General features: G+C 67.8%; 27 protein-coding genes and 1 pseudogene. 13 read left to right on the top strand and 15 right to left on the bottom strand.

The features are described from left to right. Window positions 1–70 precede the first annotated feature (70 nt). From A5759_RS12380 to A5759_RS12415, 8 genes and pseudogenes are all read left to right on the top strand, one after another. Window positions 71–1,867, top strand: a complete 1,797-nt coding sequence (locus tag A5759_RS12380; protein ID WP_068197854.1) for a thiamine pyrophosphate-requiring protein — start codon at window positions 71–73, stop codon at window positions 1,865–1,867. Continuing rightward, window positions 1,864–2,991, top strand: a complete 1,128-nt coding sequence (locus A5759_RS12385) for an enolase C-terminal domain-like protein (RefSeq protein ID WP_082962093.1) — start codon at window positions 1,864–1,866, stop codon at window positions 2,989–2,991. The genes A5759_RS12380 and A5759_RS12385 overlap by 4 nt, the downstream gene beginning before the upstream one ends. A gap of 15 nt (window positions 2,992–3,006) precedes the next feature. Then, entirely contained in the window at window positions 3,007–5,895 is a 2,889-nt protein-coding gene (locus A5759_RS12390; RefSeq protein WP_068197857.1) for an FAD-binding and (Fe-S)-binding domain-containing protein, read from the top strand. Between the two features lie 2 nt (window positions 5,896–5,897). After that, window positions 5,898–6,260 carry an ANTAR domain-containing protein gene (locus tag A5759_RS12395; RefSeq protein ID WP_068197860.1) on the top strand — a complete coding sequence of 121 codons (363 nt, stop codon included), beginning with the start codon at window positions 5,898–5,900 and terminating at the stop codon, window positions 6,258–6,260. Window positions 6,261–6,371: 111 nt separating this feature from the next. Then, complete coding sequence (locus A5759_RS12400; RefSeq protein ID WP_068197862.1) at window positions 6,372–6,824, top strand: hypothetical protein; 453 nt, start codon at window positions 6,372–6,374, stop codon at window positions 6,822–6,824. Next, window positions 6,821–8,051: pseudogene (locus A5759_RS12405) on the top strand (NRAMP family divalent metal transporter). The gene A5759_RS12400 and the pseudogene A5759_RS12405 overlap by 4 nt, the downstream one beginning before the upstream one ends. Beyond that, window positions 8,048–8,449, top strand: a complete 402-nt coding sequence (locus A5759_RS12410; RefSeq protein WP_068197866.1) for a hypothetical protein — start codon at window positions 8,048–8,050, stop codon at window positions 8,447–8,449. Before A5759_RS12405 ends, A5759_RS12410 begins: the two are co-directional and overlap by 4 nt. Continuing rightward, window positions 8,436–8,774: a PRC-barrel domain-containing protein gene (locus tag A5759_RS12415; protein WP_068198328.1), complete on the top strand. Its 339-nt coding sequence runs from the start codon at window positions 8,436–8,438 to the stop codon at window positions 8,772–8,774. Before A5759_RS12410 ends, A5759_RS12415 begins: the two co-directional genes overlap by 14 nt. 18 nt (window positions 8,775–8,792) lie before the next feature. On the opposite strand, the gene A5759_RS12420 is transcribed toward A5759_RS12415, so the two are convergent. The 4 genes from A5759_RS12420 to A5759_RS12435 all read right to left on the bottom strand — a co-directional run bounded on the left by A5759_RS12420 (window position 8,793) and on the right by A5759_RS12435 (window position 11,878). Further along, window positions 8,793–9,671, bottom strand: coding sequence for a phosphatidate cytidylyltransferase (locus tag A5759_RS12420; protein ID WP_068197870.1), 879 nt, complete (start codon window positions 9,669–9,671; stop codon window positions 8,793–8,795). Continuing rightward, entirely contained in the window at window positions 9,671–10,228 is a 558-nt protein-coding gene (gene frr, locus A5759_RS12425; RefSeq protein ID WP_064398771.1) for a ribosome recycling factor, read from the bottom strand. The genes A5759_RS12420 and frr overlap by 1 nt, the downstream gene beginning before the upstream one ends. A 72-nt stretch (window positions 10,229–10,300) precedes the next feature. Beyond that, window positions 10,301–11,002, bottom strand: a complete 702-nt coding sequence (pyrH, locus tag A5759_RS12430; protein WP_068198329.1) for a UMP kinase — start codon at window positions 11,000–11,002, stop codon at window positions 10,301–10,303. A 198-nt stretch (window positions 11,003–11,200) separates the two neighbouring features. Then, entirely contained in the window at window positions 11,201–11,878 is a 678-nt protein-coding gene (locus A5759_RS12435; RefSeq protein ID WP_068197872.1) for a class I SAM-dependent methyltransferase, read from the bottom strand. Between the two features lie 45 nt (window positions 11,879–11,923). Here A5759_RS12435 and A5759_RS12440 point away from each other — a divergent pair, with 45 nt between their 5' ends. Continuing rightward, window positions 11,924–12,349, top strand: a complete 426-nt coding sequence (locus tag A5759_RS12440; RefSeq protein WP_068197875.1) for a MarR family winged helix-turn-helix transcriptional regulator — start codon at window positions 11,924–11,926, stop codon at window positions 12,347–12,349. A 19-nt stretch (window positions 12,350–12,368) separates the two neighbouring features. Next, a complete protein-coding gene (locus tag A5759_RS12445) occupies window positions 12,369–13,490 on the top strand; it encodes a glycerate kinase (RefSeq protein WP_068197878.1) in 1,122 nt (373 codons plus the stop codon). On the opposite strand, the gene A5759_RS12450 is transcribed toward A5759_RS12445, so the two are convergent. The 3 genes from A5759_RS12450 to rpsB form a co-directional block, all read right to left on the bottom strand. Next, window positions 13,487–14,893, bottom strand: coding sequence for an amidase (locus A5759_RS12450; RefSeq protein WP_068197881.1), 1,407 nt, complete (start codon window positions 14,891–14,893; stop codon window positions 13,487–13,489). The genes A5759_RS12445 and A5759_RS12450 overlap by 4 nt on opposite strands. Before the next feature lie 130 nt (window positions 14,894–15,023). Continuing rightward, window positions 15,024–15,839: a translation elongation factor Ts gene (tsf, locus tag A5759_RS12455; protein ID WP_068197883.1), complete on the bottom strand. Its 816-nt coding sequence runs from the start codon at window positions 15,837–15,839 to the stop codon at window positions 15,024–15,026. A gap of 12 nt (window positions 15,840–15,851) precedes the next feature. Next, window positions 15,852–16,715 carry a 30S ribosomal protein S2 gene (gene rpsB / locus A5759_RS12460; protein WP_068197884.1) on the bottom strand — a complete coding sequence of 288 codons (864 nt, stop codon included), beginning with the start codon at window positions 16,713–16,715 and terminating at the stop codon, window positions 15,852–15,854. A 285-nt stretch (window positions 16,716–17,000) separates the two neighbouring features. On the opposite strand from rpsB, the gene A5759_RS12465 reads away from it, so the two are divergent. After that, entirely contained in the window at window positions 17,001–17,501 is a 501-nt protein-coding gene (locus A5759_RS12465; protein WP_068197886.1) for a murein hydrolase activator EnvC, read from the top strand. 135 nt (window positions 17,502–17,636) lie between these two features. Then, window positions 17,637–18,569 carry a TIGR03621 family F420-dependent LLM class oxidoreductase gene (locus A5759_RS12470; protein ID WP_082962095.1) on the top strand — a complete coding sequence of 311 codons (933 nt, stop codon included), beginning with the start codon at window positions 17,637–17,639 and terminating at the stop codon, window positions 18,567–18,569. On the opposite strand, the gene A5759_RS12475 is transcribed toward A5759_RS12470, so the two are convergent. From A5759_RS12475 to A5759_RS12505, 7 genes are all read right to left on the bottom strand, one after another. After that, window positions 18,553–19,440, bottom strand: a complete 888-nt coding sequence (locus tag A5759_RS12475; protein ID WP_068197893.1) for an alpha/beta fold hydrolase — start codon at window positions 19,438–19,440, stop codon at window positions 18,553–18,555. The genes A5759_RS12470 and A5759_RS12475 overlap by 17 nt on opposite strands. Before the next feature lie 69 nt (window positions 19,441–19,509). Continuing rightward, on the bottom strand, window positions 19,510–20,412 hold the full coding sequence (locus A5759_RS12480) for a tyrosine recombinase XerC (RefSeq protein WP_068197896.1): 903 nt from the start codon (window positions 20,410–20,412) through the stop codon (window positions 19,510–19,512). Window positions 20,413–20,445: 33 nt separating this feature from the next. Further along, window positions 20,446–21,606, bottom strand: coding sequence for a lactate 2-monooxygenase (locus A5759_RS12485; protein ID WP_068197899.1), 1,161 nt, complete (start codon window positions 21,604–21,606; stop codon window positions 20,446–20,448). Window positions 21,607–21,630: 24 nt separating this feature from the next. After that, the gene (locus A5759_RS12490; RefSeq protein ID WP_068198332.1) at window positions 21,631–22,479 is read right to left on the bottom strand and encodes a siderophore-interacting protein; all 849 of its coding nucleotides are present in this window, start codon (window positions 22,477–22,479) and stop codon (window positions 21,631–21,633) included. A gap of 131 nt (window positions 22,480–22,610) precedes the next feature. Beyond that, the gene (gene dprA / locus A5759_RS12495) at window positions 22,611–23,738 is read right to left on the bottom strand and encodes a DNA-processing protein DprA (protein ID WP_068197902.1); all 1,128 of its coding nucleotides are present in this window, start codon (window positions 23,736–23,738) and stop codon (window positions 22,611–22,613) included. After that, the gene (locus A5759_RS12500; protein WP_068197904.1) at window positions 23,735–25,246 is read right to left on the bottom strand and encodes a YifB family Mg chelatase-like AAA ATPase; all 1,512 of its coding nucleotides are present in this window, start codon (window positions 25,244–25,246) and stop codon (window positions 23,735–23,737) included. Before A5759_RS12500 ends, dprA begins: the two co-directional genes overlap by 4 nt. After that, window positions 25,247–25,615 (bottom strand): YraN family protein, encoded by a 369-nt coding sequence (locus A5759_RS12505; protein ID WP_068197914.1) that lies wholly within the window; start codon window positions 25,613–25,615, stop codon window positions 25,247–25,249. Window positions 25,616–25,752: 137 nt separating this feature from the next. On the opposite strand from A5759_RS12505, the gene A5759_RS12510 reads away from it, so the two are divergent. Next, on the top strand, window positions 25,753–26,571 hold the full coding sequence (locus A5759_RS12510) for a DUF1206 domain-containing protein (protein WP_068198335.1): 819 nt from the start codon (window positions 25,753–25,755) through the stop codon (window positions 26,569–26,571). Here the strand turns inward: A5759_RS12510 and A5759_RS12515 are convergent, their stop codons facing one another. After that, window positions 26,572–26,943 (bottom strand): heme-binding protein, encoded by a 372-nt coding sequence (locus tag A5759_RS12515; RefSeq protein WP_068197927.1) that lies wholly within the window; start codon window positions 26,941–26,943, stop codon window positions 26,572–26,574. Between the last annotated feature and the right edge of the window lie 22 nt (window positions 26,944–26,965).

The raw sequence follows: 26,965 nt of genomic DNA on the forward strand, positions 1-26,965 counted from the left end.
CTGTACAGCAAATGAAAGCGTAGGACGGAGATAACGCCTCCGTCCGCGAACCAACCGACAAGGAGCAGTCATGCCCGACCAAACCGTCGCTGATTACTTGCTCGAACGGTTACGCGCCTGGGGTGTTCGCCGCGTATTCGCATATCCGGGTGATGGGATCAACGCGATCCTGGCAGCCTGGGGCCGCGCCGACAACGATCCTCAGTTCGTGCAGTCCCGCCATGAAGAGATGAGCGCGTTCGAGGCGGTCGGCTACGCCAAGTTCGGCGGCGCGACGTTCGGCGTCTGCATGGCGACGTCAGGCCCCGGGGCGGTACATCTGCTCAATGGCCTCTACGACGCCAAACTCGACCACGTACCGGTGGTGGCCATCGTCGGGCAGACCAATCGCAGCGCGATGGGCGGGTCCTATCAACAGGAGATCGACCTGCTGAGCCTCTACAAGGACGTCGCCGCCGACTACGTGCAGATGGTGACCGTGCCCGAGCAGCTTCCCAATGTCCTCGACCGCGCGATCCGCACCGCGGTGGCGAGGCGGTGCCCCACAGCCTTGATCATTCCGGCCGACGTGCAGGAGCTCCCCTACCGCCCGCCCCGACACGCCTTCAAGATGGTGCCGTCGAGTCTGGGTGTCGACTGGCCGGCGGTCAACGCCGATGACGCGGCCATCGCGCGGGCCGCCGAGATCCTCAATGCCGGAAGCAAAGTCGCCATGCTGGTTGGCAACGGCGCCAGAGGCGCCGCCGCCGAACTGGCCGAGACCGCTGAGCTGCTCGGCGCCGGAGCTGCCAAGGCCCTGTTGGGCAAGGACGTGCTGTCCGATGAACTGCCATGGGTGACCGGGGCGATCGGCCTGCTGGGCACCCGGCCCAGCTACGAGTTGATGCGTGACTGCGACACCCTGCTCACGATCGGGTCGAGCTTCCCCTACACCCAGTTCCTTCCCGACTTCGGACAGACCCGCAGCGTGCAGATCGACATCGATCCCACCTTGATCGGAATGCGCTACCCCTACGATGTGAACCTGGTCGCCGACGCGAAATCCGCTCTGCGCGGCCTCATTCCGCATCTGCAATACAAATCCGACAGATCGTGGCGGTCCACGGTCGAATCGAACGTCAGCCGCTGGTGGGAGACCATGGCCAAGGAGGCCGCCGTCAGTACCGACCGCGTCAACCCGCTGCGGCTCTTCTCCGAACTCTCCGCGCAGCTGCCCGGCAACGCGATCGTCACCGCCGATTCCGGATCCGCCGCAAACTGGTATGCCCGGCAACTGCGCTTCGGGCCCGGCGTGCGCGGTTCGCTGTCCGGAACGCTGGCGACCATGGGTCCGGGGATTCCGTACGCCATCGGTGCCAAGTTCGCCCACCCGGACCGCCCCGTCATCGCCCTCGTCGGCGACGGTGCCATGCAGATGAACGGTATGGCCGAACTCATCACGATCAAGCACTACCACCAGCAGTGGTCGGACCGCCGCCTGATCGTGGCGGTCCTGCACAACAACGACCTCAACCAGGTGACCTGGGAGATGCGTGCGATGAACGGATCACCGAAATTCGCGGCGTCACAGACTCTTCCGGACGTCGACTACGCCGGCTTCGCCGCCAGCCTTGGACTTCAGGCACACACCGTGCGTGACCCCGACGGACTCGCCGACGCGTGGCGTTCCGCGCTCTCGGCCGACCGGCCGACGGTGCTCGACGTGCACACCGACCCCAACATGCCACCAATTCCGCCACACGCCACCTTCGAACAAGCCAAAGCCACCGCCACCGCAGTGCTCAAGGGCGATGAGGACAGTCGCGGCTTCATCAAGGAAGGCATCAAGACCAAGGCGCAAGAGTTCATGCCGCACGCACGCTCATGATCACCGACGACGCTGTCCGCACCGGAATTCCCGCCGCCACCGTCGATGCGCTGCGCGTCACGGCGTACCGCATCCCCACCGAAACGCCGGAGGCCGACGGGACGCTGGCCTGGGATCACACCACGCTGGTGGTGGTCAACGCCGACTGCGGCGACATCACCGGAACGGGCTGGACGTACGGGCATCCGGCTTGCGCCGACGTCATCACCCGAAGCCTCGTCACTCACGTCGTCGGGCGGGACGCGCTCGACGGCGCCGCGGCGTTCGACGCCATGGCCAAAGCCGTGCGGAACATCGGGCGCAGCGGCATTGCGGGACAGGCGCTCTCCGCGGTCGACGTGGCGTTGTGGGACCTCAAAGCCCGGGTTCTAGGCATCCCGCTACACCGGCTCCTCGGTGCCGTGCGCGACAGCGTCCCCGTCTACGGCAGTGGCGGGTTCACCACCTACGGCCCCCACCAGATGGGGGACCAACTGCTCGGCTGGGTCCGTGACCACGGCATCACCCGCGTGAAGATCAAGATCGGGCAGTCGTGGGGCACACGCACCAGACGTGACGTGTCGCGGATGCGGCAGGCCCGGGCCGCGATCGGCGACGAAACCGCACTGATGGTCGACGCAAACGGTGGCTACACCGCCAAACAGGCCGTCCGGTTGATGTCCGAGGTCTCCGACCTCGCGATCACCTGGTTGGAAGAGCCGGTCTCATCCGACGACCTCTCAGGCCTGCGAGCCGTACGTGACGCGGTCGACGCCGACGTCACGGCGGGCGAATACGGCCACCGGCTGGCCGATTTCGTCCCGCTGTGTTCCGCGGTCGATTGCCTGCAGATCGACGCATCGCGGTGCGGCGGCATCACCGGTTGGCAGCAGGTGGCCGCGCTCGCCGCCGCACACCATCTGGAAGTCTCAGCACACTGCGCGCCGTGGCTGCACGCCGCAGTCGGCGCCGCGACACGCAATCTCCGCCACCTCGAATGGTTTCACGATCACGCCCGTATCGAGACCCGCTACTTCGATGGCGCGACACCGCCGACCGACGGGGTTATCCGCCCCGACCCGGACAGCCCCGGGCACGGGCTGACCGTACGCAGCCTGGACCTCGAGCCCTATCGCGTCGGCTGAAAGAGACACCGCCACATGAGCACTTCCTCACTGCTTTATTCCAAGCTCGCCGCCGAGCTGGACCGCCGCGTGGCGGGTGAGGTCCGGTTCGACCCCGGCTCGCGAGCGGCCTACTCCACCGACGCGTCGAACTACCGCCAGGTCCCCATCGGCGTGGTCGTGCCGTATACGCCGGACGATGCGGTCGAGGCCATCGCGACGTGTCGCGACAGCGACGTCCCAGTTCTCTCCCGCGGCGGCGGCACCAGCTTGGCCGGTCAGTGCTGCAATGTCGCCGTGGTGCTCGACTGGAGCAAGTACTGCACCCGCATCCGCACGGTCGACGTCGACAGGGGCACGGCGGTGGTCGAACCCGGCATCAAGCTCGACGTTCTCAACGACCGTCTGGCGGACACCGGATGGATGGTGGGCCCGAAACCCTCTACACATGTCAGTTGCACCATCGGCGGAATGATCGGCAACAATTCGTGCGGCTCGACCGCGCAGGCATACGGAAAGATGGTCGACTCGGTTCGCGCCCTGGAGATTCTGACCTACGACGGCATCCAACGCTGGATCGGCCCGACCGAGGACCGCGACATCGACCGAATCATCACCTCGGGAGGGCGGCTCGCCGAAATCTACGGTGGGCTGCGCTCGATCGTCACCGAGTTCGGGGACGACATTCGCGAGCGCTACCCCCACATTCCACGCCGGGTGTCGGGCTACAACCTCGATAGCCTGTTGCCTGACAACGGCTTTGACCTCGCAAAGGGGTTGGTCGGGAGCGAGAGCACGCTTGTCACCGTGCTGTGCGCCGAGATCGACCTGGTTCGCCGGCCCGCGGCGAGCGCCCTGGCGCTACTCGGCTTCGACGACATCGCCGCCGCCGCCGACGCCGTCCCGGCCGTCCTCGAGCACGAACCGGCAGCGCTGGAAGGCCTCGATCAGCGGCTGGTCGAACTCGAACACTCACGGCGGTTGGCCGAAAGGGCCCTCCACCAGCTGCCCCACGGAGGCGGTTGGCTCATGGTGCAAATGGACGGCGAGGACCAAGATCAGGCCGATCACCGCGCCAAGGCGATGATCGAGGCCGTGCAGGCGGTGGCCGGCTGCGATGCCAAGGTCCTCAGCGATCCCGTACACAAGAAGCAGGTGTGGGCAGCCCGGGAAGCCGGGCTGGGCGCGACGGCCTATCCACCGGTCGGCCCCGAGACGCACGAGGGATGGGAGGATGCGGCGGTCCCGCCGCACCGGTTGGGTGATTACCTGCGCGACTTTCATTCCCTGCTCGATCGCTACGGCTATGGAACATCGTCGCTCTACGGGCATTTCGGTCAAGGATGCGTGCACACCCGGATCCCGTTCGACCTGCGAACCTCCGACGGCATCGCCGCATACCGTCGGTTCGCCCACGACGCCGCCCACCTCGTCGTCGATTACGGCGGGTCGCTGTCCGGGGAACACGGCGACGGTCAGTCACGCGGCGAACTGTTGCCGATCATGTTCGGCCACCGCGTCGTTCGGGCGTTCGAGAAGACCAAGGCACTCTTCGATCCCGACAACCGGATGAATCCGGGAAAGGTCGTCAACCCATACCGTCTCGATGACAACCTGCGGTTCGGTACCGGTTATCTACCGATCGAGCCGGCGACGGCGTTCGCCTACGCCGATGACGGGCACCGCTTCTCGCATGCGGCGGCGCGGTGCGTCGGCGTAGGGAAGTGCCGCGGTGACGAGTCCGGAGTGATGTGTCCTAGTTATCGCGCCACCGGGGAGGAGCACCATTCGACCCGCGGGCGGGCGCGGCTGCTGTTCGAGATGCTGCAGCAAGACGTCATCACCGACGGCTGGGCGTCGACCGAGATCCGCGACGCCCTCGATCTGTGCCTGGCGTGCAAAGGCTGCCTGAGCGACTGCCCGGTCAACGTCGACATGGCAACGTACAAGGCGGAGTACCTTTTTCACCACTACCGTCGTCGCCTGCGTCCCATGGCCCACTACACCATGGGATGGATACCGCTGTGGGCCCGGATAGCCACGGGCGCACCGCGAGCCGTCAACGCCCTGACACACACACCGCGCCTGGACCGGGTGATCAAGGTCCTCGGCGGGATCGACTCGCATCGAGACCTCCCGCGGTTCGCGGCGCGACGGTTCACCCGATGGTGGCGCGATCAGCCGCTGCTGACCGGAGGCCGCGAGTCGGTCATCCTGTTCGCGGATACCTTCACCAACAACTTCGATCCGGACATCGGCCGCGACGCTGTCAAGGTGCTCCGATCGGCCGGCTTCAGCGTCACCGTTCCCAGCAACACGCTCTGTTGTGGGCTCACGTGGATCTCGACCGGCCAGCTAAGTGTCGCGAAAAAGGTTCTGGGAAGGACGCTGCGAGCCCTTCGGCCCGCGCTGCGTACCGGTACCCCGATCGTCGTCCTCGAACCCAGTTGTGCGGCCGTGTTCCGCTCCGATGCGACGAACCTGTTGCATGGCAACGAGGATGCACACCGACTCGCCGCGCAGACGTACACGATCGGTGAACTTCTGCACCTCAGGGCGGACGACTGGGACCCGCCGCGTATCGGCGGCCACGCCGTCGTGCAGCCGCACTGTCACCAGCACGCGGTGCTGCACTACGCCCACGAGAAGGCGGTTCTCGAGGACGCCGGTGTCGACGTCCGAGTGCTCGATGCCGGATGCTGCGGTCTCGCAGGTAATTTCGGCTTCCAACGCGGGCATCACGACGTATCGGTGGCGTGCGCCGAGGACAAACTGCTCCCCGCACTGCGCGGCGTGGACCCCGAGACGACGGTGCTCGCCGACGGATTCAGCTGCCGAACACAGATCCGCGACCTGACAGAGAACTGCACCCCGCGTCACACAGCTTCCGTCCTCGCCGGGGCGCTACGAGAACGAAAGGAGTAACGATGACCCTCACCTGGTCCGCCGAAGACCGGGCCACCCGCGTGACGGTCGCTGCACCTGTCACCGAGGCCGAACGCCTGGGACTCGAAATCGCTCAGCTGAGAGAAAAGCTCGCCGGTCTGCCCGTGATCGAACAAGCCAAAGGGATGCTGATGCAGACCTTCGGCCTCAGTGACGAGCAGGCGTTCGATCTCCTTCGCGTGCTGTCCCAGGTCAGCAATGTCCGGGTTCGGCAGGTGGCGAGCTGCGTCGTCGAGTTCTGGACCCGCTGCGGGCCTCGACCCGACTTCGATGACGCGGCTGACTTCCTGGTGAGAGTGCGCGAGGCGCTACGGGCAATGCACGCCACGATGTGCGCTGACTGAAACCTACACTGCCGCTGACGAAGCATGCGACACGCCGCGCGGTACCGCGGTTGCGCGCGGGGTCCAGGCGCAAAATGCAGAAATGTGGCCCTTCGGCATCGGCGCTGCTTGATGCATGCCCACAATCGGGTGCGTATTGCCGCCGTGCTGCTACTGATGGCCAGTGTGCTCGCGCTGATACTGACCAGCTGTCCGAGTAACCGCGACGGGATGCCCGGGAAACTTGCGGCGGCAAAGGAGGAAACGGAGTCGGCGGCGCGGACGGGCGCGCAAGCGCTCGATCTGTGGATCCAGCGCCGGTCGACGAGGAATCTGGCCGCGGTGCAACTCAGCGATGCGCGCGATCAGATCGCCAAGTCCTATTCGGGTATCGCGGTGCTGCGAGCCGAAGATCCGCAGGACTTGCGTCGGCAGTCGCTACTGACCGAGACGATGACAACCCTCATCGGTCAGCTCAACGCCGCCAACGCCGCCGTGCGCGCGGTGGACGGCCAACCCGACGCGCGGCAACTGCGCCGGTCCATGCTCGATGTCGTCGACCACCTCACGGCCACCTACCGATGAAACGCATCTTCGCGGTAGCCCTCGGCATCCTCACCGCCATCGGCGGCTTCCTCGACATAGGCGACCTGGTGACCAATGCCGTGGTCGGTTCGCGGTTCGGTCTCGCGCTCGCGTGGGTGGTCCCTGTCGGGGTGCTCGGCATCTGCCTCTTCGCGCAGATGTCCGGCCGGGTGGCCGCGGTCAGCGGGCGGGCCACATTCGAGATCATTCGTGAACGGCTCGGGCCACGCACTGCCGCAGCCAATCTCACCGCCTCGTTTTTCATCAACCTGATGACCGTCACCGCCGAGATCGGCGGTGTCGCGCTGGCTTTGCAGCTGGCCACCGACGTCGGCCCCAATCTCTGGTTCCCGGTAGCGGCGTTCGCGGTCTGGGTCGTCATCTGGCGGGTGAAGTTCTCCCATATGGAGAACTTCGCCGGCATGCTCGGATTGGCGCTGATCGTCTTCGCCGTCGCGGTGTTCCTGCTGTCACCCGACTGGGGCGACCTGGCCTCCCAGGCCACTGCCCCGACCATCCCGGAGAGCGAATCGGCGGCCACCTACTGGTACTTCGCGGTCGCGCTGTTCGGAGCGGCGATGACGCCCTACGAAGTCTTCTTCTTCTCCTCCGGCGCAGTGGAAGAAGGCTGGACCGTCAAGGATCTCAGTACCTCACGGCTCAACGTGCTGGTCGGTTTCCCGCTGGGCGGCGTGCTCTCGGTCGCGATCGCCGCCTGCGCGACGATCGTGCTGCTGCCCGCGCAGATCGAGGTCACCTCGCTGTCGGAGGTGGTCATGCCGATCGTGACCCGCAGGCGGCCAACTCGCCCTGGCGTTCGCCATCGTCGGTATCGTCGCCGCCACCTTCGGCGCCGCGTTGGAGACCACGTTGTCCTCCGGCTACACCCTGGCCCAGTTCTTCGGCTGGACGTGGGGCAAATTCCGTCGTCCGGCCGAGGCGTCGCGTTTTCACGTCGTGATGCTCGTGGCGTTGATCGTCTGTACCGCAGTACTTTTCAGCGGAGTGGATCCGATCCAGGTGACCGAGTTCTCGGTGGTGTTCTCCGCTATCGCGTTGCCGCTGACGTATCTGCCGATCCTGATCGTGGCCAATGACCCGGGGTACATGGGTGAGCACGTGAACGGCCGGGCCACCAACGCCTTGGCATCGGTGTACCTGGTCATCATCCTCGCCGCCTCACTGGCCGCGATTCCGCTGATGATCCTCACAGGAGCGGGTCAATGAGCTCATATGACTTTCCTGAAGCACCGCACCGCGGACGGCTGCTCGACGCGCGACTGCAGTTGCTGGACCGACAACTGGTCGACAACGACGGTGACCCGGTCGGAATCGTCGACGACCTGGAAATCGAGGGCATCACCGTCGGCGCCGATATCGACAAGAGCGCTTCACCACCGACCGTGAGCGCGATCCTGACCGGCGACGTGCTGATCACCCGAATCTTCGGCGGCCGCCCTCCGGTTTCGCGGATGCAGTCGATCGCGTGGCGGGCCGTCGCCGAAGTCCATGCCGTCATCCAGGTCGACATCGACGACACCGACTTGGACCCGCCATGGATCGAGAGGTGGTTACGCGAACGGCTGATCGTCCACATCCCTGGAGGACGCCATGCAGCTGAGTGAGATCCTCGGCCTGCCGGTGTGCGACACAGACGCGCAGTCGGTGGGAACCGTGGTCGATGTCCGACTGTATTTTCGCGACGGCGGCGACCCGGCCTCCACCACACCGAATCTGTTCGGCCTGGTGATCAGCCCACACACCCGTTCGTCGTATCTCGGCTACGAGCGCTCCGGCGTCAACAAGCCCCGCGCGTTGGCCGCGTTCCTGCGATGGCGGCACCGGGGCACGCACTTGGTCTTGTGGAACGACATCGCCCGCATCGACTCCGACACCGTGACGCTTCGCGGCGGCTACCGGCGCTATTCGCCCGTACTACCGGCCTCCTAGCGGTCCCTGACCGACGTATCACGCCAACAGCGTCAGGACGATCCAACCCGCCACGGCCGACGGGAGCATCGCGTCGATGCGGTCCATGATGCCGCCATGGCCGGGCAGCAACGTGCCCATATCCTTGATTCCGAGGTCGCGTTTGACCTGCGACTCGACCAGGTCACCGAGCACACCGGTGATCACCAGCATGAGCCCGAGGGGCAGGCCGACCCAGGAGGGCTTGTCCATCAGGAATGTCACCGACAGCACAGCGGCGGCGGTGCCGAACACCAGCGAGCCGCCAAGGCCCTCCCACGACTTCTTCGGGCTGATCGCAGGCGCCATCAGATGCTTGCCGAACAGCACACCGGCCACATAGCCGCCGATGTCGGCGAACACGACGGTCGCGATCACCGTGAACACCCTGCCGCCGCCGTGGTCCTGGAAGATCAGCAGCGCGCTGAAGCTGGCGAACAACGGCACCCATGTCGACAGCAGGACCGCGGCGGCGATGTCGCGAAGGTAGTTGACCGGTTGGTGGCGCAAACCGTGCCCGACCAGCCGCCACACCATGCAGACGACGACCGTCCCGCCGTACGCCCCGAGCACCCCGGCCGACCCGAACGGCCAGCTCAACCAGATCATCGCCTGGCCGCCGAGCAGCAACGGAATCGCAGGAAGGTCGTATCCGGCCTCGCGCAGCCGGCGGATCACCTCGTGGGTGGCGATCGGTATGAACACCGCCAGCACGGGCAGCCATCCGATCGGCCAGAAGAGCAGGATGCCGATCGCCATGGCGCCGAGCAGGACGCCGACTCCGATGGCGGCGGGCAGATCGCGGCCCGCCCGCGACTTCTTCTTGGGCGGTTCTTCGACCGGCGTCTCTGCCACGGGACCCTTCTGCTGTTCGGTCACTAGACCTCCAGCAGCTCGCCTTCTTTGTGCTTGACCAGTTCGTCGATCTGGTGGGTGTAGGTGGCGGTGGACTTGTCGAGGTCCTTCTCCGCGCGCGACACCTCGTCCTCGCCTGCCTCGCCGTCTTTCTTGATGCGGTGCAGCTCCTCCATCGCCTTGCGGCGGATGTTGCGCACCGCGACCTTGGCGTCCTCGCCCTTGGCCTTGGCCTGCTTGACCAGGTCGCGGCGTCGCTCCTCGGTCAGCTGCGGGATCGCCACGCGGATGACGTTGCCGTCGTTGGTGGGGTTCACGCCGAGGTCGGAGTTGCGGATCGCATCCTCGATGTTGCGCAGCTGGCCCGCCTCGTAGGGCTTGATCACCACCATCCGCGCCTCGGGCACGTTGATGCTCGACAGCTGGGTGATCGGTGTCGGCGATCCGTAGTAGTCGACGTTGACACGCGAGAACATGCCGGGATTGGCGCGGCCGGTGCGGATCGACGACAGGTCATCGCGCGCGACCGACACCGCCTTCTCCATCTTCTCCTCGGCATCGAAGAGGGTTTCGTCGATCACGGTCCTTCTCCTTCGTCTGTGCGCGTCGGTCACCGGTCTCGCGTGTGCACCTTCGCTGCGGGCGCGGGGGTGTCAGGTAGTGACCAGTGTTCCGATCTTCTCACCCGCGACCGCCCGGGCGATATTGCCGTCGGTGAGCAGGTTGAACACCAGGATCGGCATGCCGTTGTCCATACACAGGCTGAACGCGGTGGCGTCGGCCACCTTCAGGCCGCGGTCGATGACTTCGCGGTGGCTGATCGCGGTGAGCAGTTCGGCGTCGGGGTTCTGGCGCGGGTCGGCGGTGAAGACGCCGTCGACGGCCTTGGCCATCAGCACCACCTCGGCGCCGATCTCGAGCGCGCGCTGGGCGGCGGTGGTGTCGGTGGAGAAGTACGGCAGGCCCATGCCCGCCCCGAAGATGACGACGCGACCCTTCTCGAGGTGCCGCACGGCGCGCAGCGGGATGTACGGTTCGGCGACCTGACCCATCGTGATGGCGGTCTGTACCCGGGTCGCGATGCCTTCCTTCTCCAGGAAGTCCTGCAGCGCCAGGCTGTTCATGACGGTGCCGAGCATCCCCATGTAGTCACTGCGGGTGCGCTCCATGCCGCGCTGCTGCAGTTGCGCACCGCGGAAGAAATTGCCGCCACCGATGACCACGGCCACCTGCACGCCGCTGCGGACCACTTCGGCGATCTGACGCGCCACCAGGTGGACGACGTCGGGATCGAGGCCCACTTCCCCACCACCGAACATCTCACCGCCCAGCTTGAGCAGTACCCGGGTGTACATGGGACGGATGGAACCTGCGGCGGCTCCGTTGGGTTTGCTCGCATCCGGAGCCGCTCCGGTGGCGACTTCGGAGTTCGGAGCTGCCTGACCGGCGACGTTGGGATCCGCCATCCGACTCCTTACGGGTCCTCGCTGAGATCCCCTTCATCCTGCCTCATGGCGGGGCCGAGGGCGGCCAGTGGGTCGCGACTCGCCGGGTCAGTCGGGCAGGTGGGCGCTCAGCAACCAGGCGGGCACGGATTTGCGGCCTTTCGGCTCGTCGCGGATGTCGAGCGCCGGAAAGAACTCCTCGAATCCGTCCGGGAAGACGCCGTGTATGCGCGCCGGTGTGATCTCGTCGATCGTCCAGTACTTGGAGACGACGTCGCGCAGCTCGTCTTCGGTGACGGGGTTGGCCGGACCGTTGGGCATGCCCGCCCTGTCGAACACCAGCACGAAGTAGGAGGCGCCGGGTGCCGCGGCCCGCACGATCGAACGCTGATAGCCGTCGCGCAGTTCCACGGGCATCGAGTGGAACAGCGTCGAGTCGACGATCGTGCCGAACCGGCCGTCGTAGCCCGAGAAGTCGCTGATATCGGCGACGTCGAAGGTCGCGTTCGTCAGCCCGCGCTTGGCAGCCTCCTGCCTGGCCAGCTCGATCGCGGTGGGCGACTGGTCCAGACCCACCGTGGTGTAGCCCCGTTCGGCGAGGTGGATCGCCAGCGCGGCCTCACCGCACCCCGCGTCGAGCACGTCGCCGTGGAATCTGCCCTCTTCTATCAGGGGCATGAGCTCCGGCTGCGGCTCACCGATGCTCCACGGCGGCTTGCCGCCGCTCATCTCGGGCATCTCGCCCTTGTATGCGTTCTCGAACAGCTCACCCGTTGGTTCGGTCATGCATCGTTGATATCAATATGGTTGATATATGTCAATATAGTTGACATGAATGGACCGCTCGAGGATCAGCCGCTGGGTTTGCTCCTGTCCCGCGTCGCCAAGGCCCTACGTGCCGAGGTCACCACGACGGTGCTCGAACCGCTTGGCGTGGCGTTCCCTCAGTACCTGTGCATGCGGATCCTTTCCCAGCACGAGGGACGGTCCAATGCGGAACTGGCCCGCGACTTCAACGTCTCGCCGCAGGCGATGAACATGGTGCTGCGCGGCCTCGAGGACCGCGGGCTTGTCTCCCGCCCCGCGAGCGTGTCTTCGGGACGGTCGCTGCCCGCCCAGCTCACGCGCGAGGGCCGGGAGTTGTTGAAACGCACCGATTCCGGCGTGCGCGCGGCGGAGCGCAAGTTGATGGCGAATCTGAGTCAGCGCCAGCAACGGGACTTCAAGCAGATCCTCGCGGCGCTCGGCACGGACTGAGTTCTGCGAAACTACGTCCATGAAGATCGTCCTGGCGCCTGACTCATTCAAGGAGTCGATGACGGCGTCCGAAGCGGTCGCCGCGATGAGGGCCGGTGTCACGGAGGTGCGGCCCGACGCCGAGGTCATCGGCGTGCCCATGGCCGACGGCGGCGAGGGCACCGTCGACGCCGTCGTCGACGCGTTGCACGGTGAACACGTCGAGGTGCCAGTGGCCGACGCACTCGGCCGCACCGTCACCGCCCGGTATGGCTATGTGCCGCTGCGCCAGTTGGCCGTGATTGAGATGGCGGCCGCGGCGGGTCTGGAACTCATCGCCCCCGCCGACCGAAACATCATGTCCGCGAGCACCTTCGGAGTCGGTCAGCTGATTCGCGCGGCCCTCGACCGCGGCGCCGAGGACTTCTTGATCGGGCTGGGCGGTTCGGCCACCAACGACGGAGGGACGGGCATGCTCACCGCGCTGGGCGCGGCGTTCCTCGACGCCGATGGCAAACCGCTGTCCCCCGGCGGCGGGGACCTCGAACGCCTCGAACGCATCGACGTCACGGCGCTGGATCCCCGCCTGCGCGACGTCCGGATCCGCGTGGCCTCCGACGTCACCGGGCCGCTGCTGGGTCCGAGCGGCGCCAGCGCGGTGTTCGGCCCGCAGAAGGGCGCGGGCCCCGACGGCGTCGCGCGACTCGAGGCGGGTCTGGCGCGGTTGGCCACCGTCGCATCGGCGACGCTCGGTGGCACCCAACCGCAGCGCCCCGGGGCCGGGGCGGCGGGCGGTGTGGGATTCGCGCTCGTCGAATTTCTCGGCGCGGTAAGCAGATCCGGCGCCGAAGAGGTGGCCGAGACTGTCGGGCTCGAACGGGCGCTGCACGGTGCCGACTGGGTGTTCACCGGCGAGGGCAGCGTCGACGCTCAGACCGTCATGGGCAAGACGCCGTTCGGCGTGGCCCGGGCGGCGTTGCGCGCGGGGGCACGGGTGGTCATCTTCGCCGGTCGTGTCGCCCCCGACGCCGCGGTGCTGCTCGACCACGGCGTCGAGCGACTGGTCGCGATCACCGCCGAGGGCATACCGATCGAGCGAGCGCTGCGCGAGGGCGCCCAGTCGCTCACCCGCGCGACGGCCGAGGTCTGCCGCTCCCTCTAGCCCGCGTCGTGAATCCGCTTGAACGGACGCGCTTCTTCGAGTTCGTAGGCCAAGTGCAGCAACCGGCCCTCGTGGCCCACTGGCGCGGCGAACATCATGCCGACGGGAAGGCCCGAGGCGGACTCGGCCAGGGGCAGCGAGATCGCCGGCTCACCGGTGGCGTTCTGCAGCGGCGTGAACGCCACCCACTCGATGAGCCGGTCGATGACCGTCTGGTAGTCGAGCGTCGGGTCGAGGTGGCCGATCCGCGGCGTGACGTCGGCGAGCGTGGGTGTCAACACCACGTCGTGGTCTTGGGTGACCCGCTCGGTGAGTTGACGGATCCGTGCGAGCCGCGCGATCGCCCTGGGCAACCGATGCAGGTTGCGCGACGCGTGACGGTCGAGGCCGAGCGTCAGATTGTCCAGACGCCCGCGGTTGAAGTTCGGACCCAACGTACGTCCGCTGCGCACGAGCGCGAACGCGAGAAACGCCCAGTAGAGCAGGAAGTCGTTCATGAAGTGCGACGGCACGGGGTTGTCGATCACCGTGACCCGGTGTCCCAGTTCCTCCAACAGGGCGGCGTTCTTCAGCGTCAGCTCGCGCACCTCGGGGCTGGCCTCGCGCGAGATCGACTGGGTGCACGCCGCGATGCGCAGCCGCTGCGTTCCGGGTCCGGTGATGTTGCCGATCGCGGGCAGCCGCGGATCGCGGTACACCCGCTCGATCTCGCGATAGAACGCCGCGGTATCGCGCACGGTGCGCGTGGCAACGCCGTTGGCGACGATGCGCAGCGGCATCTGGCGCAGCTTCTTGTCCAGCGGCAGCCGACCGCGTGACGGTTTGAGACCCACCAACCCGTTGCAGGAGGCGGGGATTCGGATCGACCCGCCGCCGTCGTTGGCGTGCGCGATCGGCACCACCCCCGCGGCGACGAACGCCGCGGACCCCGACGACGAGGCGCCCGCGGTGTGCTCGGTGTTCCACGGATTGCGCACGGGTCCGATGCGGGGATGCTCGGCCGAGGCGCTGAAACCGAATTCCGACATCTGCGTCTTGCCGATCGGAGCCAGGCCCGTCGCGAGGAATGATCGCGCGAAGTCGCCGTGTGTGCGCTCCGGATGCGGATCCCAGGCGTCGGTGCCGTTCATCGTCGGCATGCCGGCCACCGCGACGTTGTCCTTGAGGAACGACGGAACCCCGTTGAAGTAGCCGCCGTAGGGACGGGCCTGGGCACGCGCGCGGGCTTGCTCGAACACCTCGTACGCGAGCCCGTTGAGCGCCGGATTGACCGCCTCCGTCCGGGCGATCGCGGCGTCGACGAGTTCGGCTCGCGACACCGCGCCCGCCTGCAGCGCCTCCACCAGACCGACCGCATCGAGATCGCCGAGGGCGTCGTCGCCGAAGGCGCTTATCCGAGTCATGCCGACGACGGTACCAAGTCGTACCGCCGTGGCCCCACAAATGCGCGAGCGCTCACCCTTGTACGGTTCCCGGCATCCGGGCCGTACAACGATGAGCGCTCGCGCTGGAGACTGGTTCGCTAAAGAGTGGTCAGGCTTGGCCGACCTCGAAGCGAACGAAGCGGGTCACGGTCACACCGGCCTCGTCGAGCAGGGCCTTCACGGTCTTCTTGCTGTCGGACACCGACGGCTGGTCGAGCAGCACGACGTCCTTGAAGAAACCGGTCACGCGGCCCTCGACGATCTTGGGCAGCGCCTGCTCGGGCTTGCCCTCGTTGCGCGCGGTCTCCTCGGCGATGCGCCGCTCGTTGGCGACGACATCCTCGGGCACGTCCTCCCGGGTGAGGTACTTGGCCTTGAGCGCGGCGATCTGGAGGGCGACCGCGTGGGCGGCCTCCTTGTTATCGCCTTGGTACTCGACCAGCACACCCACGGCGGGCGGAAGGTCCGCGGCACGCTTGTGCAGGTACGTCTCCACCGCCCCGTCGAAGTAGGCGACGCGACGCAGCTCGAGCTTCTCGCCGATCTTGGCCGACAGATCCGCGATGACCTGCTCGACGGTGGTATCGCCCACCTTCGCAGCCTTGAGCGCGTCGATGTCGGTCGCCTTGGCGGCCGCCGCGGCGGCGACGATCTGCTCGGCGACGGACTGGAACTCCGAGTTCTTGGCGACGAAGTCGGTTTCGGAATTCAGCTCGATCAGTGCGCCGTCCTTTGCTGCCACCAGGCCTTCGGCGGTTGCGCGCTCGGCGCGCTTGCCGACATCCTTGGCGCCCTTGATGCGCAGCAACTCAACGGCCTTGTCGAAGTCGCCGTCGGCCTCGACGAGCGCGTTCTTGCTGTCGAGCATGCCGGCGCCGGTCAGCTCCCGCAGTCGCTTGACGTCGGCAGCGGTGTAGTTAGCCATATCAGCCTTCTCTTACGGATTCTGGGAGGGTTTCGGTTCGGTCTGGACGTCCGCCTCGGGGGTGCCGGGCGCGGCACCCGCGGCGGTGGGGCTCGCGGTGGCGGTCGCACTCGCAAGCAGCTCCTGCTCCCACTCGGCGAGCGGCTCGGCGGCCTCGGCGTCCGGCTTGTCACCGTCGCGACCCACGCCCGCGCGGGCCTGCAGGCCCTCGGCGACCGCGGCTGCGATCACCTTGGTCAGCAGTGCCGCCGAACGGATCGCGTCGTCGTTGCCCGGGATCGGGTAGTCGACGAGATCCGGGTCGCAGTTGGTGTCGAGGATCGCGATGACCGGGATGTTGAGCTTGCGCGCCTCACCGACGGCGATGTGCTCCTTGTTGGTGTCGACGACCCACACGGCCGAGGGCAGCTTGGACATGTCCCGGATACCACCGAGCGACCGTTCGAGCTTGTTCTTCTCGCGGGTCAGCATCAGGATTTCCTTCTTGGTGCGACCCTCGAACCCGCCGGTCTGCTCCATCGTCTCGAGTTCCTTGAGACGCTGCAGCCGCTTGTGCACGGTCTGGAAGTTGGTGAGCATGCCGCCCAGCCAGCGCTGGTTCACATATGGCATGCCGACGCGGGTGGCCTCTTCGGCGATCGACTCCTGCGCCTGCTTCTTGGTGCCGACGAACATGATCGTCCCGCCGTGCGCGACCGTCTCCTTGACGAACTCGTACGCCTTGTCGATGTAGGTCAGCGTCTGCTGCAGGTCGATGATGTAGATGCCGTTGCGGTCGGTGAAGATGAACCGCTTCATCTTGGGGTTCCAGCGACGGGTCTGATGCCCGAAGTGGGTGCCGCTGTCGAGCAGCTGCTTCATGGTTACAACAGCCATGAGTCCGTGGTCCTTTTCGTCGGTTGATGCCGGCGCCGGGTGGCGCCGAGCCCTGGTGACTGCTCGGAATGCCAGAACCCGTCTGGAGACGGGACCGACGGCATCCGGGGAAACGACCTAGTGGAACGGGTCGCGGGTGCAGACACGCGAAGTCAGCCCGCGCAAGCGAGCTGCGGTTAGCAGTTTACACCCCACACGGGGGTGCTTTTTCCACGCCGAGCAGGCTGTCCACAGATCCGCGTCGCACTCTGGCCCCGGTCGGGCATCACCCGCTGAGCTGGGGTGATGCGATGGGTCGCGCTCGCTTGCGCCGCGCTGGTGTCTGCGCTGGTCTTGGCGGGACCCGTCGCGGCCGACGGCGGCCGGTTGACCTGGCCGCTACGGCCGCGCCCCGAGGTGACCAGGACTTTCGACGCGGCAGAGCCGAACTGGACGCCCGGGCATCGAGGCGTCGACCTGGCGGGCGCACCCGGCCAACGCGTGCTGGCGGCGGCCGAGGGCACCGTGGTCTTCGCGGGTGAGCTTGCGGGGCGGCCGGTCGTCTCGATCACCCACCCAGGCGGTCTGCGGACCAGCTATGAACCGGTCCGGGCGACGGTCGTGCGGGGACAACGCATCGACGCCGACGCAGTGATCGGCGTGCTGGAAGCCGGACATCCCGGCTGCCAACGCTCGGCCTGCCTGCACTGGGGCGCGATGTGGGGTCCGGCGTCGCGCGCCGACTACGTCGACCCCCTCGCCCTCGTGGTCACCACCCCGATCCGCCTCAAACCGACCCCCGGCTGACTTCCCCTCTTTGCGCGAGCGACCGTGTTTGAACACGACACGCCGCCAGATTACCGCCGTTGCCGCACGCTCAGCGCCGCGCGAGCGTGCGCCTACCGTCGAACCGTGACCACCGATGCTCATCGCAACCGGCCCATGCGGTTCGGACTGACCGCCGGCCTGCCGCGCACCGGCGAGCAGATGCGCGCGTTCGCCCGCGCCGTCGAGAGCTCCGGTTTCGACGTCTTGTCGTTCGCCGACCACCTCGTTCCGATGGCGCCGCCGTTCACCACCGCCACCGCCGCTGCGATGGCCACCGAGCCGTTGCGCGTCGGAACGCTGGTGCTCAACAACGATTTCCGTCATCCGGTCGAAACCGCCCGCGAGGCGGCGGGCCTCGCGCTCGTCTCCGACGGCCGGTTCGAACTCGGCATCGGCGCCGGGCACATGAAGTCCGAGTACGACGCCGCCGGTATTCCGTTCGACGGCGGCGCGGTCCGCGTATCGCGGTTGGCCGAGGCGGCCGAGGTGATCCGCGCGCTGCTCGACGGCCAACCTGTCGATGCGGACCTCCAGCACTACCGGATCCACGCCGCAGCAGGACAGCTGCTTTCGGTCCCGCCCTCGCGCGTGCCACTGTTGATCGGCGGCAACGGAACCCGTGTCCTCGAGCTCGCGGGACGGCTCGCCGACATCGTCGGCCTGGCGGGCATCACCCACAACCGCGACGCCACCGCGGTTCGGCTGACGCACTTCGATGCCGAAGGACTCGAGAACCGCATCGCGGTGGTGCGCGAGGCCGCAGGCGACCGGTTCGAGCGCATCGAACTCAACGTGCTGATCCAGGCCGTCGTCGTGACCGACGAGGCGCCTCGGGCCGCCGAACAACTGGCCTCCACATTCGGCGTGTCCCCCGAGCGCCTGCTGACGTCGCCGTTCGTGCTGATCGGCACACATGAGCAGATGGCCGAACAGCTCACCGAGCGCCGGCGGCGGTTCGGGGTCAGTTACTGGACCGCCTTCGACGAACTTCCCGGGCGGCCCTCGGCGATGCCGGATATCGCTCAGGTGATCAAGCTGCTGCGCTGAGCGTGTCGAGGAACTGCAGCATCGCGGACACCACGACATCGGGACGGTCCCGCTGCACCCAATGTGCCGCGCCCGCAACCACTTCGAGGCGTGCAAACGGGATCAGTTCGGCCGCTGCCCGCGCCGCAGCCACCGGCACGCTGGTGTCCTTGTCTCCGTGGATGATCAACACTGGGTGCGGGAACGTCGCGAGCCGGTCGCGGTAGTCGGTGGTGAGACGATTCCACCGGACCTGATCGCGTTGCCATTGACCGAACGCCTCGAACGCGTGATCCGCTCGGGCGGCCGACAAAATCTCGTCCACCAGTTCCGGCGTTCGCGCAGCGGGGTCGCCGATCAGCGCAGGCATTACCCACGCCATGGCGCGCCTGCTTCGCCCCGACCACCGGCTCACCGCTCGCAGCAGGCCGGTGCGGACCCAGGCCCACGTCAACACCTGCCGAAGACCGGACAGCGGCCCTCCAGACAGCCGGGGCATGAACCCGTAGCTGGCCAACAGCATTGCCCCCGTGACCTTTTCGGGCCGCTCCAACACGTGCCCGATCGTCATCCCACCACCGAGCGACAAACCGCCGACCGTGTAGCCGTCCAGGGCAAGCGCGTCGACGAACTCGCCGACGTAGCCGACCAACCGTTCCTGGGTCGACGGCCACGGCGCCGGCGGGCTGTCGCCGTAGCCTGGATGATCGGGCGCGAGCACGCGGTAACCACCGGCCGCGAGCCGCGGCCCGACGCCACCCCAGGACAGCGACGCGCTGTCCACTCCTCCGCCGTGCAGCAGCACCACCGTCGGCGCGGCGTCGACGCGCTCGGGCGTCCACTCGAGGTAGCTGACTGGCCCCCACGACAGCCCGACCGTCGACCTGACCACGTTCCTCCTTTGCGATTTCGGTGCTCGCGGGTGCGCACAGCGCAACCGACTACACCGAAATCACCGTAGTCAAGCGCGGGGGTGGGCCTGGTCGTGGACGGCGCGCAACCGCGCGACCGTGACGTGGGTGTATAGCTGCGTGGTGGCCAGGCTGGTATGGCCGAGCAGCTCCTGCACGATACGCAAGTCTGCGCCGCCCTCCAGCAGATGCGTTGCGGCGCTGTGCCGTAACCCGTGCGGCCCGATGTCGGGTGCACCGTTGACCGCCGTGACGGTCTGGTGCACGACGGTGCGCGCCTGGCGCGGGTCGAGCCGCCGACCACGCGCCCCCAGCAGCAGCGCCGGACCCGAGTCCGCGGTCGCCAACGCCGGCCTGCCGCGATCGAGCCACGCCGTCAACGCCTCCTGCGCGGGCGCACCGAACGGCACAGTCCGTTGTTTGTTGCCCTTGCCGAGGACCCGCAGCAGCCGCCGCGGCGTGTCGACGTCGTCGATGTCGAGCCCGCACAGCTCGCTGACGCGAATTCCGGTGGCGTACAACAACTCCACGATCAATCGGTCGCGCAGCGCCATCGGATCGCCTTGTTCGGCACCCGATGTCGCGGCCGCCATGGCGTCGAGCGCCTGGTCCTCACGCAACACCGCGGGCAGTTCACGCCGGGCCTTCGGTACCTGCAGCCGGGCCGCGGGATCGGTGTCGATCAGGCCGCGCCGCACCGCCCACGCGGCGAACATCTTGACGGCCGACGTGCGCCGGGCCAGCGTCGTGCGGGCGGCGCCGGCGGCGGCTTGCGCGGCCAGCCACGATCGCAGCACCGGCAGACTCAGCGCGTTCAGGCTGACGGCGTGTCCGCGCTCGGCCATGAACCCGAACAGCGACCGAAGGTCACCGAGATACGCGCGACGGGTGTGCTCGGAGCGGCCTCGCTCCAGCGCGAGGTACTCGTCGAACTCCTCGAGGACGCCTTCCACGACACCAACCGTCGCAGAGTCCCCCGGCAACGCTCAGGTGACGCGCCGCAGCGTGTCCGGAGTGAGATCGGCGAGGGTGGGATAACCGTCGACGGCCATCGTCAGATCGGCCTCGGCAAGCAGCGATCGCAGCACGTGCACGACGCCGTCCTCGCCGCCGAGCGCCAGTCCGTACGCATAGGGCCGTCCGATCCCGACCGCGGTGGCGCCCAGCGCGAGCGCTTTGACGATGTCGGCGCCGCTGCGGATGCCCGAGTCGAACAGCACCGGCAGCCCGTCGGCCGCCTCCACGACCCCGGGTAGGCAGTCGATGGCCGCCAGCCCGCCGTTGGCCTGTCGTCCGCCGTGGTTGGAGCAGTAGATCGCGTCGACGCCGCCGTCCTTGGCGCGCCGCGCATCGTCGGGATGGCAGATGCCCTTGACGATGAGCGGTAGGTCGGTCAGCGAACGCAGCCACGGCAGGTCGTCCCACGTCAGCGGGTTGCCGAAGAGACCCACCCAGTGCATGACGGTGGCCTGCGGGTTTTCCTCAGGCGGCTGCGGCAGTGCGGCGCGGAACACCGGGTCGCTGGTGTAGTTGGCCAGGCAGCTGCCGCGCAGCTGCGGGAAGTTCGACGTCGACAGGTCCCGTGGCCGCCATCCCGGCACCCAGGTGTCCAGGGTGACGATGATCCCCTTGTATCCGGCGGCCTCGGCGCGGTGGACGAGGCTGGCGGCCAACTCCCGGTCGGTCGGCGTGTACAGCTGGAAAAAGCCTGGCGTATCGCCGAATTCAGCGGCGATGTCCTCGAGCGGGTCTTCGGTCAGGGTCGACACGACCATCGGCACATCGGTGCGCGCTGCGGCGCGGGCCGTGACGAGGTCACCGTGCCCGTCCTGCGCGCAGATGCCGATCACGCCGATCGGCGCCATGAACACCGGCGAGGGCAATGTCATGCCGAACAGGTCGACCGAGAGGTCGCGTTCGCGTGTGGCGCGGAACATCCGCGGCATCAGACCCCAGTTGTCGAACGCGGTGCGGTTGAGCCGCTGGGTCCGCTCATCCCCCGCGCCGCCGGCGACGTAGGAGTACACCGACGGCGGCATGGCCGCTTCCGCCTTGGCCTCCCACTGCGCGAACGTCATCGGCAGCTTCGGCACGATGCCGGAGAGGCCTTGCAGGTAGATCTCGAACTGGTAGTTACCGAACGTCATGCGGCAAGCGTGCCAGGCCGCCGGTCAGGTAGCGGATTCGGCCTTGGCGAGCTCGGCCTTCCATTGACGGAAGGTCTCCTCGGTGCGGCCGCGACGCCAGTATCCGGAGATCGACGACGCCCATTTGGCCTCCACGCCGCGCTCCTTGCGGATGTAGGGCCGCAGGTTGTGCATGACGGCCTGGGCCTCGCCGTGGATGAACACCTGCACCTGTCCCGGCAGCCACGAGGTCTCCTTGACCGCGGCGATCAGCGGAGCGTGGTCACCGGCCTGATCCTCGGGCACCAGGTCGGCACGCCCGCCCCGATAGATCCAACGCACCTCCACACCGTCGGGCTTCTTCAACGGAACCTCGTCATCGGGCCCGGCGACCTCGATGAAAACTCGCCCGATCGCGTTGTCCGGCATCGCTTCCAGCGCGGCGCTGATCGCGGGCACCGCCGCTTCGTCACCCGCCAACAAATGCCAGTCCGCCGCGGGATCGGGCGCATAGGCGCCGCTGGGACCCATCAGGTAGGCCGGCTGGCCAGGAGTCGCGGCGGCCGCCCAGGGCCCGGCGACGCCGTGGTCACCGTGCACCACGAAGTCGATGCAGATCTCGCGGCGCTCGGGATCGACGCTGCGCACGGTGTAGGTGCGCACGGTGGGCCGCCGCTCCGGCGGCAGCGACGAGAACGAGTCGAGTGTCAGCGGCTGCGGCAACTGCGCGACATCGACGCCGGGATCGACGATCACGATCTTGACGTAGGCATCGGTGAACTTGTTCGGGGTGAACGTGTCGAATCCCGATCCGCCGAGAACCAGCCGGATCATGTGCGGTGTCAATTGCTCGGTACGCACCACTTCGAAGGTGTGTATCGGTCGCGCTGCCACGAAGAATCCCTCCAAAACTCGGCCGACCTGGTCGACCACACTGGTTCCGAGCCGGCCTCACCGACTATACGAGCGGAGGCCGTCGGTCAGGGTTCTACCTCGTACGACCAGCGGCCTTGCCGACAACCGGGTCACCCCGCCGCCAGCTTCCACCTCCCGTCCCGGCCGACCACCAGGCCGGACAACTCCAGGTTCACCAGTGGACCCAGCACCTGACGCGCCGGCAGACCGGAGGCCACCGCGACCTCCTCGGCGGTGCGGCCACCCCGGCGCGGAAGCGCGTCGTAAACGCGCTTCTCGATGTCGCCGAGCTCGTCGAGCGGTGAGGCCGGACGTTGCTCCTCGGGAGCCAGTTCACCCATCCTGCCGACGAGTTCGACGATGTCCGCCGCGCGCGTGACGATCTGCGCTCCTCCGCTCCTTAGCAGCGCATGGCACCCGACCGAGGCCGACGACGTCACGGGCCCCGGCACCGCACACACGGAGCGACCGAGCATCCGTGCCCAAGCCGCGGTGTTGGCCGCACCGCTTCGCGCGCCCGCCTCGACCACGACGGTCGCCCCGGACAGCGCTGCCACCAACCGATTACGGGTCAAGAACCGGTGGCGCGCGGGTCGCACGCCGGGCGGATATTCGCTGAGAAGCAACCCGTGTTCGGCGATGCGCTGCAGCAGCGCGGAATGCCCGGCCGGATACGGGACGTCGATGCCACCGGCAAGCACCGCGACGGTCACCCCTTCCACCGCAAGCGTCGCGCGGTGGGCTGCACCGTCGATACCGAACGCGCCACCGGACACCACCGCGACGTCGCGCTCCGCCAGCCCGGTCGCGATGTCGCCTGCGACGAATTCGCCGTACGTCGTCGCGGCCCTGGTTCCGACGACTGCGGCGGACCGGAAGGCGACCTCGTCGAGGGCCGCGGGCCCGATCGCCCACAGCACCATCGGGGCATGCGCCTGCGACTGCAACCGGCCCGGAGCGCCTCCGAATCCGGCGAACGACAGTAGCGGCCACTCGTCGTCGTCGCTGGTAATCAACCGACCGCCGCGGCGCGCCAACACCGCCAAATCATCGGCAGCACAGTCGATGTCACGACGCGCCTCGGCGTGCCGGTTGACTTCTTCGCCTGCCGACCCGCGCCGCACCCGCTCCGCGGCTTCCACCGCACCCACCCGCGCCACCAGCGCTGCAAGTGCGGGACAGGGAGGTTCGACGACCCGCGACAGATACGCCCAGGCTTCGGTGGTTTCGTCGGTCACGGCGCACCTCCGGTCGGCCGGAAACTCAACGCGGTGGTGACGTCCTCGAGGGTCGGCGATGTCCGGCCCGCCAGGTCGCTCAACGTCCATGCGACCCGCAACGTGCGATCCATACCACGGACGCTGAGTGTGCCGCGATTGAGCGCCGCCTCGAACGGTTTCATCACCGCCGGGGGCAACCGGAACCTGCGGCGGAGCAACGAACCACTGACCTCGACGTTGGTGCAGATCCCGTGTGGCCGCCACCGCTCGGCAGCAGCGGCACGTGCCGCGGCCACGCGTTCACGCACGACCTCGGTGGATTCGCCGTCCTTGGCGACGATCGCGCCGGCCCGCAGCGAGTGCATTCGCACGTGAAGATCGACTCGGTCGAGCAGCGGACCGGAAAGCTTGCCGAGATAGCGTCGCTTCTCGTGGCCGGTGCACACACAGTCCCGTGGGTCGGGGCGGGCGCACGGACACGGGTTCGCTGCCAGGACCAACTGGAACCGTGCCGGATACCGGGCGATGCCGTCACGGCGGGCGAGGCGAATTTCACCGTCCTCCAACGGAGTACGTAACGATTCGAGCACGCTGCTGCCGATCTCGGCACACTCGTCGAGGAAGAGCACGCCGCGGTGCGCGCGGCTGACCGCGCCAGGCCGCGCGATCCCCGACCCGCCGCCGACCATCGCCGCCACGCTCGACGTGTGATGCGGCGCGACGAATGGCGGGCGGGTGATCAGCGGGGCCTCCTCCGAGAGGAGACCCGCCACCGAGTAGATCGCGGTGACCTCCAGCGCCTCGCTCTCCGACAGCGCCGGTAGCAAGCCCGGAAGGCGTTGGGCCAGCATTGTTTTCCCGACGCCCGGCGGGCCGGTCACCATCAGGTGGTGACCACCCGCCGCGGCCACCTCGACGGCATATCGCGCCTCGGTTTGACCGACCACGTCGGCGAGGTCGGCCATCGGCTCGGGTCTCGACGACGGCGACGCGATGCGCCCTTCGAGTCGTTCCTTGCCCTGCAACCACGACTTCAACTGACTCAGCGTGCGCACACCCCACACCTCGATACCCTCGACCAGGCTCGCTTCGGCGAGGTTTCCGGCGGGAACGACGGCCGCCGGCCAGCCCTCCCGCTTGGCGGCCAGCACAGCCGGGAGGATGCCCCTGACCGAACGAACCCGTCCGTCGAGTGCCAATTCGCCGAGTAGCACGGTCTTTTGGAGCCGCGGCCACCGTTCATTCGCGCTGGCCGACAATACCGACAACGCCAACGCGAGGTCATAAACCGACCCGACCTTGGGCAGAGTCGCCGGTGACAGTGCCATCGTCAACCTGGTCATCGGCCAGTCGCACTTGGAGTTTGTGATCGCAGCCCGGACCCGGGCGCGCGACTCCTGCAGCGCAGCATCCGGCAGGCCGACCAGGTCAACGCTCGGTAGACCGGAACCGATGAAGGCCTCGACCTCGACGATCTGGCCCTCGAGCGCGGTCACCGCCACCGAGAACGCCCGCCCCATCGCCATCTACCCCACCCCCTGAAGATGCGTGATCTCCGGTGTGCGGCTTCGGCCGAGCCGCACCCGGACGACGTCGATGCGCACCTGCGGCCACCCGGTCTCCTGGGCGGCCAGCCACAATCCGGCGAGCCGCCGCAGCCGACGCACCTTCTGCGGGGTCACGGCCTCCTCGACCCCGCCGAACCGATCGCTCGTGCGGGTTTTCACTTCCACGAAGACCGCGGTGCGGACCGAGTCGTCGACCGCGATCACGTCCAGCTCGCCGTACCGGCACCGCCAGTTGCGCTCGAGCACCCGCAGCCCCAACGACCGCAGGTGATCGACCGCGAGTTGCTCGCCCAGCGCGCCGATCTCGGCACGGGTCCATGAAGTCATGGCTTCACCGTCGAGCAGGCCACCGACACATCGACGGCGCCGCGGTGCCGATGGTCCCCGTCATCCCCAACGCCGGCTTCATCCACAGATCGAGCCGGCACCGTTTCGCCGACGTCAAAAAGGGGGTACACGCCGGCATGACCGACAACTCGTTACACGGAGTCGCCGACCGCGCGACCGACAGCGATGCGTTCGAATACACCGCGCGCGCCGGTTTCGCGATCAGCGGCGTGCTGCATCTGCTCGTCGGCTATCTGATCCTGCGCATCGCGCTGGGATCCGGCGGCAGCGCCGACCAGTCGGGGGCGCTGGCGACCTTGGCACAACAGACGGGCGGCGCAGTGCTCCTGTGGGTTGTCGCCGCCGGACTGCTGGCGCTCGGGCTGTGGCGCGTCGCCGAGGCGATTGTCGGCCCGAGACCGGGTGAGGGCTCGGGCCGCTTCCGCGACGACACACCGGCGTGGAAGCGCGTGAAATCGCTCGGCCTGGCCGTCGTCAACCTCGCGATCGCCTTCTCGGCGGCCCGCTTCGCCATGGGCAGCGGACAGCAGAGTTCACAACAGAACGCCGGCTTGTCCGCGCAGATGATGCAATCCGGTTGGGGCAAGGCCGTGTTGGTCGCGATCGCGCTGGGCCTGATCGTGGTCGGCGGGTACCACGTCTACAAGGGCGTGACGAAAAAGTTCTTCAAGGATCTGCGGGCTTCAGGCGGCACCGGCGTCACCGCCGTGGGTATCGCGGGCTACACCGCCAAGGGGCTGGTTCTCGCGGGCGCGGGTGTGCTCGTGATCGTGGCCACGCTGCAGGCCGATCCCGCGAAGGCGACCGGGCTCGACGCGGCGGTCAAGACACTCGGGCAGGCGCCGTTCGGCAAGTTCCTTCTCATCCTCGCCGCGGTCGGCATCGCCGCGTTCGGGGTCTACAACTTCGTCCGCGCCCGGTCCGGGCGGATGTGACTATTCGCCCATCGCCTCGAACAGCATCGCCAACTGACCGGGACTGACGGCGATGCCGCACTGCGCGCGCATATCGGTCAGCGGTGCGGCGATCCCACGCAGGTCGAGGTACTCGTTGGGATGGGCGGTGAAGTACGCCCGCACATTGGCGCGGGCAGCATCGGGCGGCTGCGTCGCCGCGGCGGTCAGCACCTCGTTGGCACCCGGGTGCGACTCCAGATAGCCGCCCGCTTGGCTGAGCACGCCGCTCGCCGTCGTCGCCAGCCCGCTCGCCGTGCACGGCGCGGCACCCGCCACGGGGACGGCGCCAAAGACGCCGGCCGCCGCCAGCGCCGCTCCGCATACGATTGCCGATCGCTTTGACCTCTTCATCGTCCGTCCTCCGGTGTCTGTG

Origin of the sequence: Mycobacterium sp. 852014-52144_SCH5372336, from assembly GCF_001665615.1 — a bacterium.
In the GTDB taxonomy this organism is placed as follows: domain Bacteria; phylum Actinomycetota; class Actinomycetes; order Mycobacteriales; family Mycobacteriaceae; genus Mycobacterium; species Mycobacterium neumannii_A.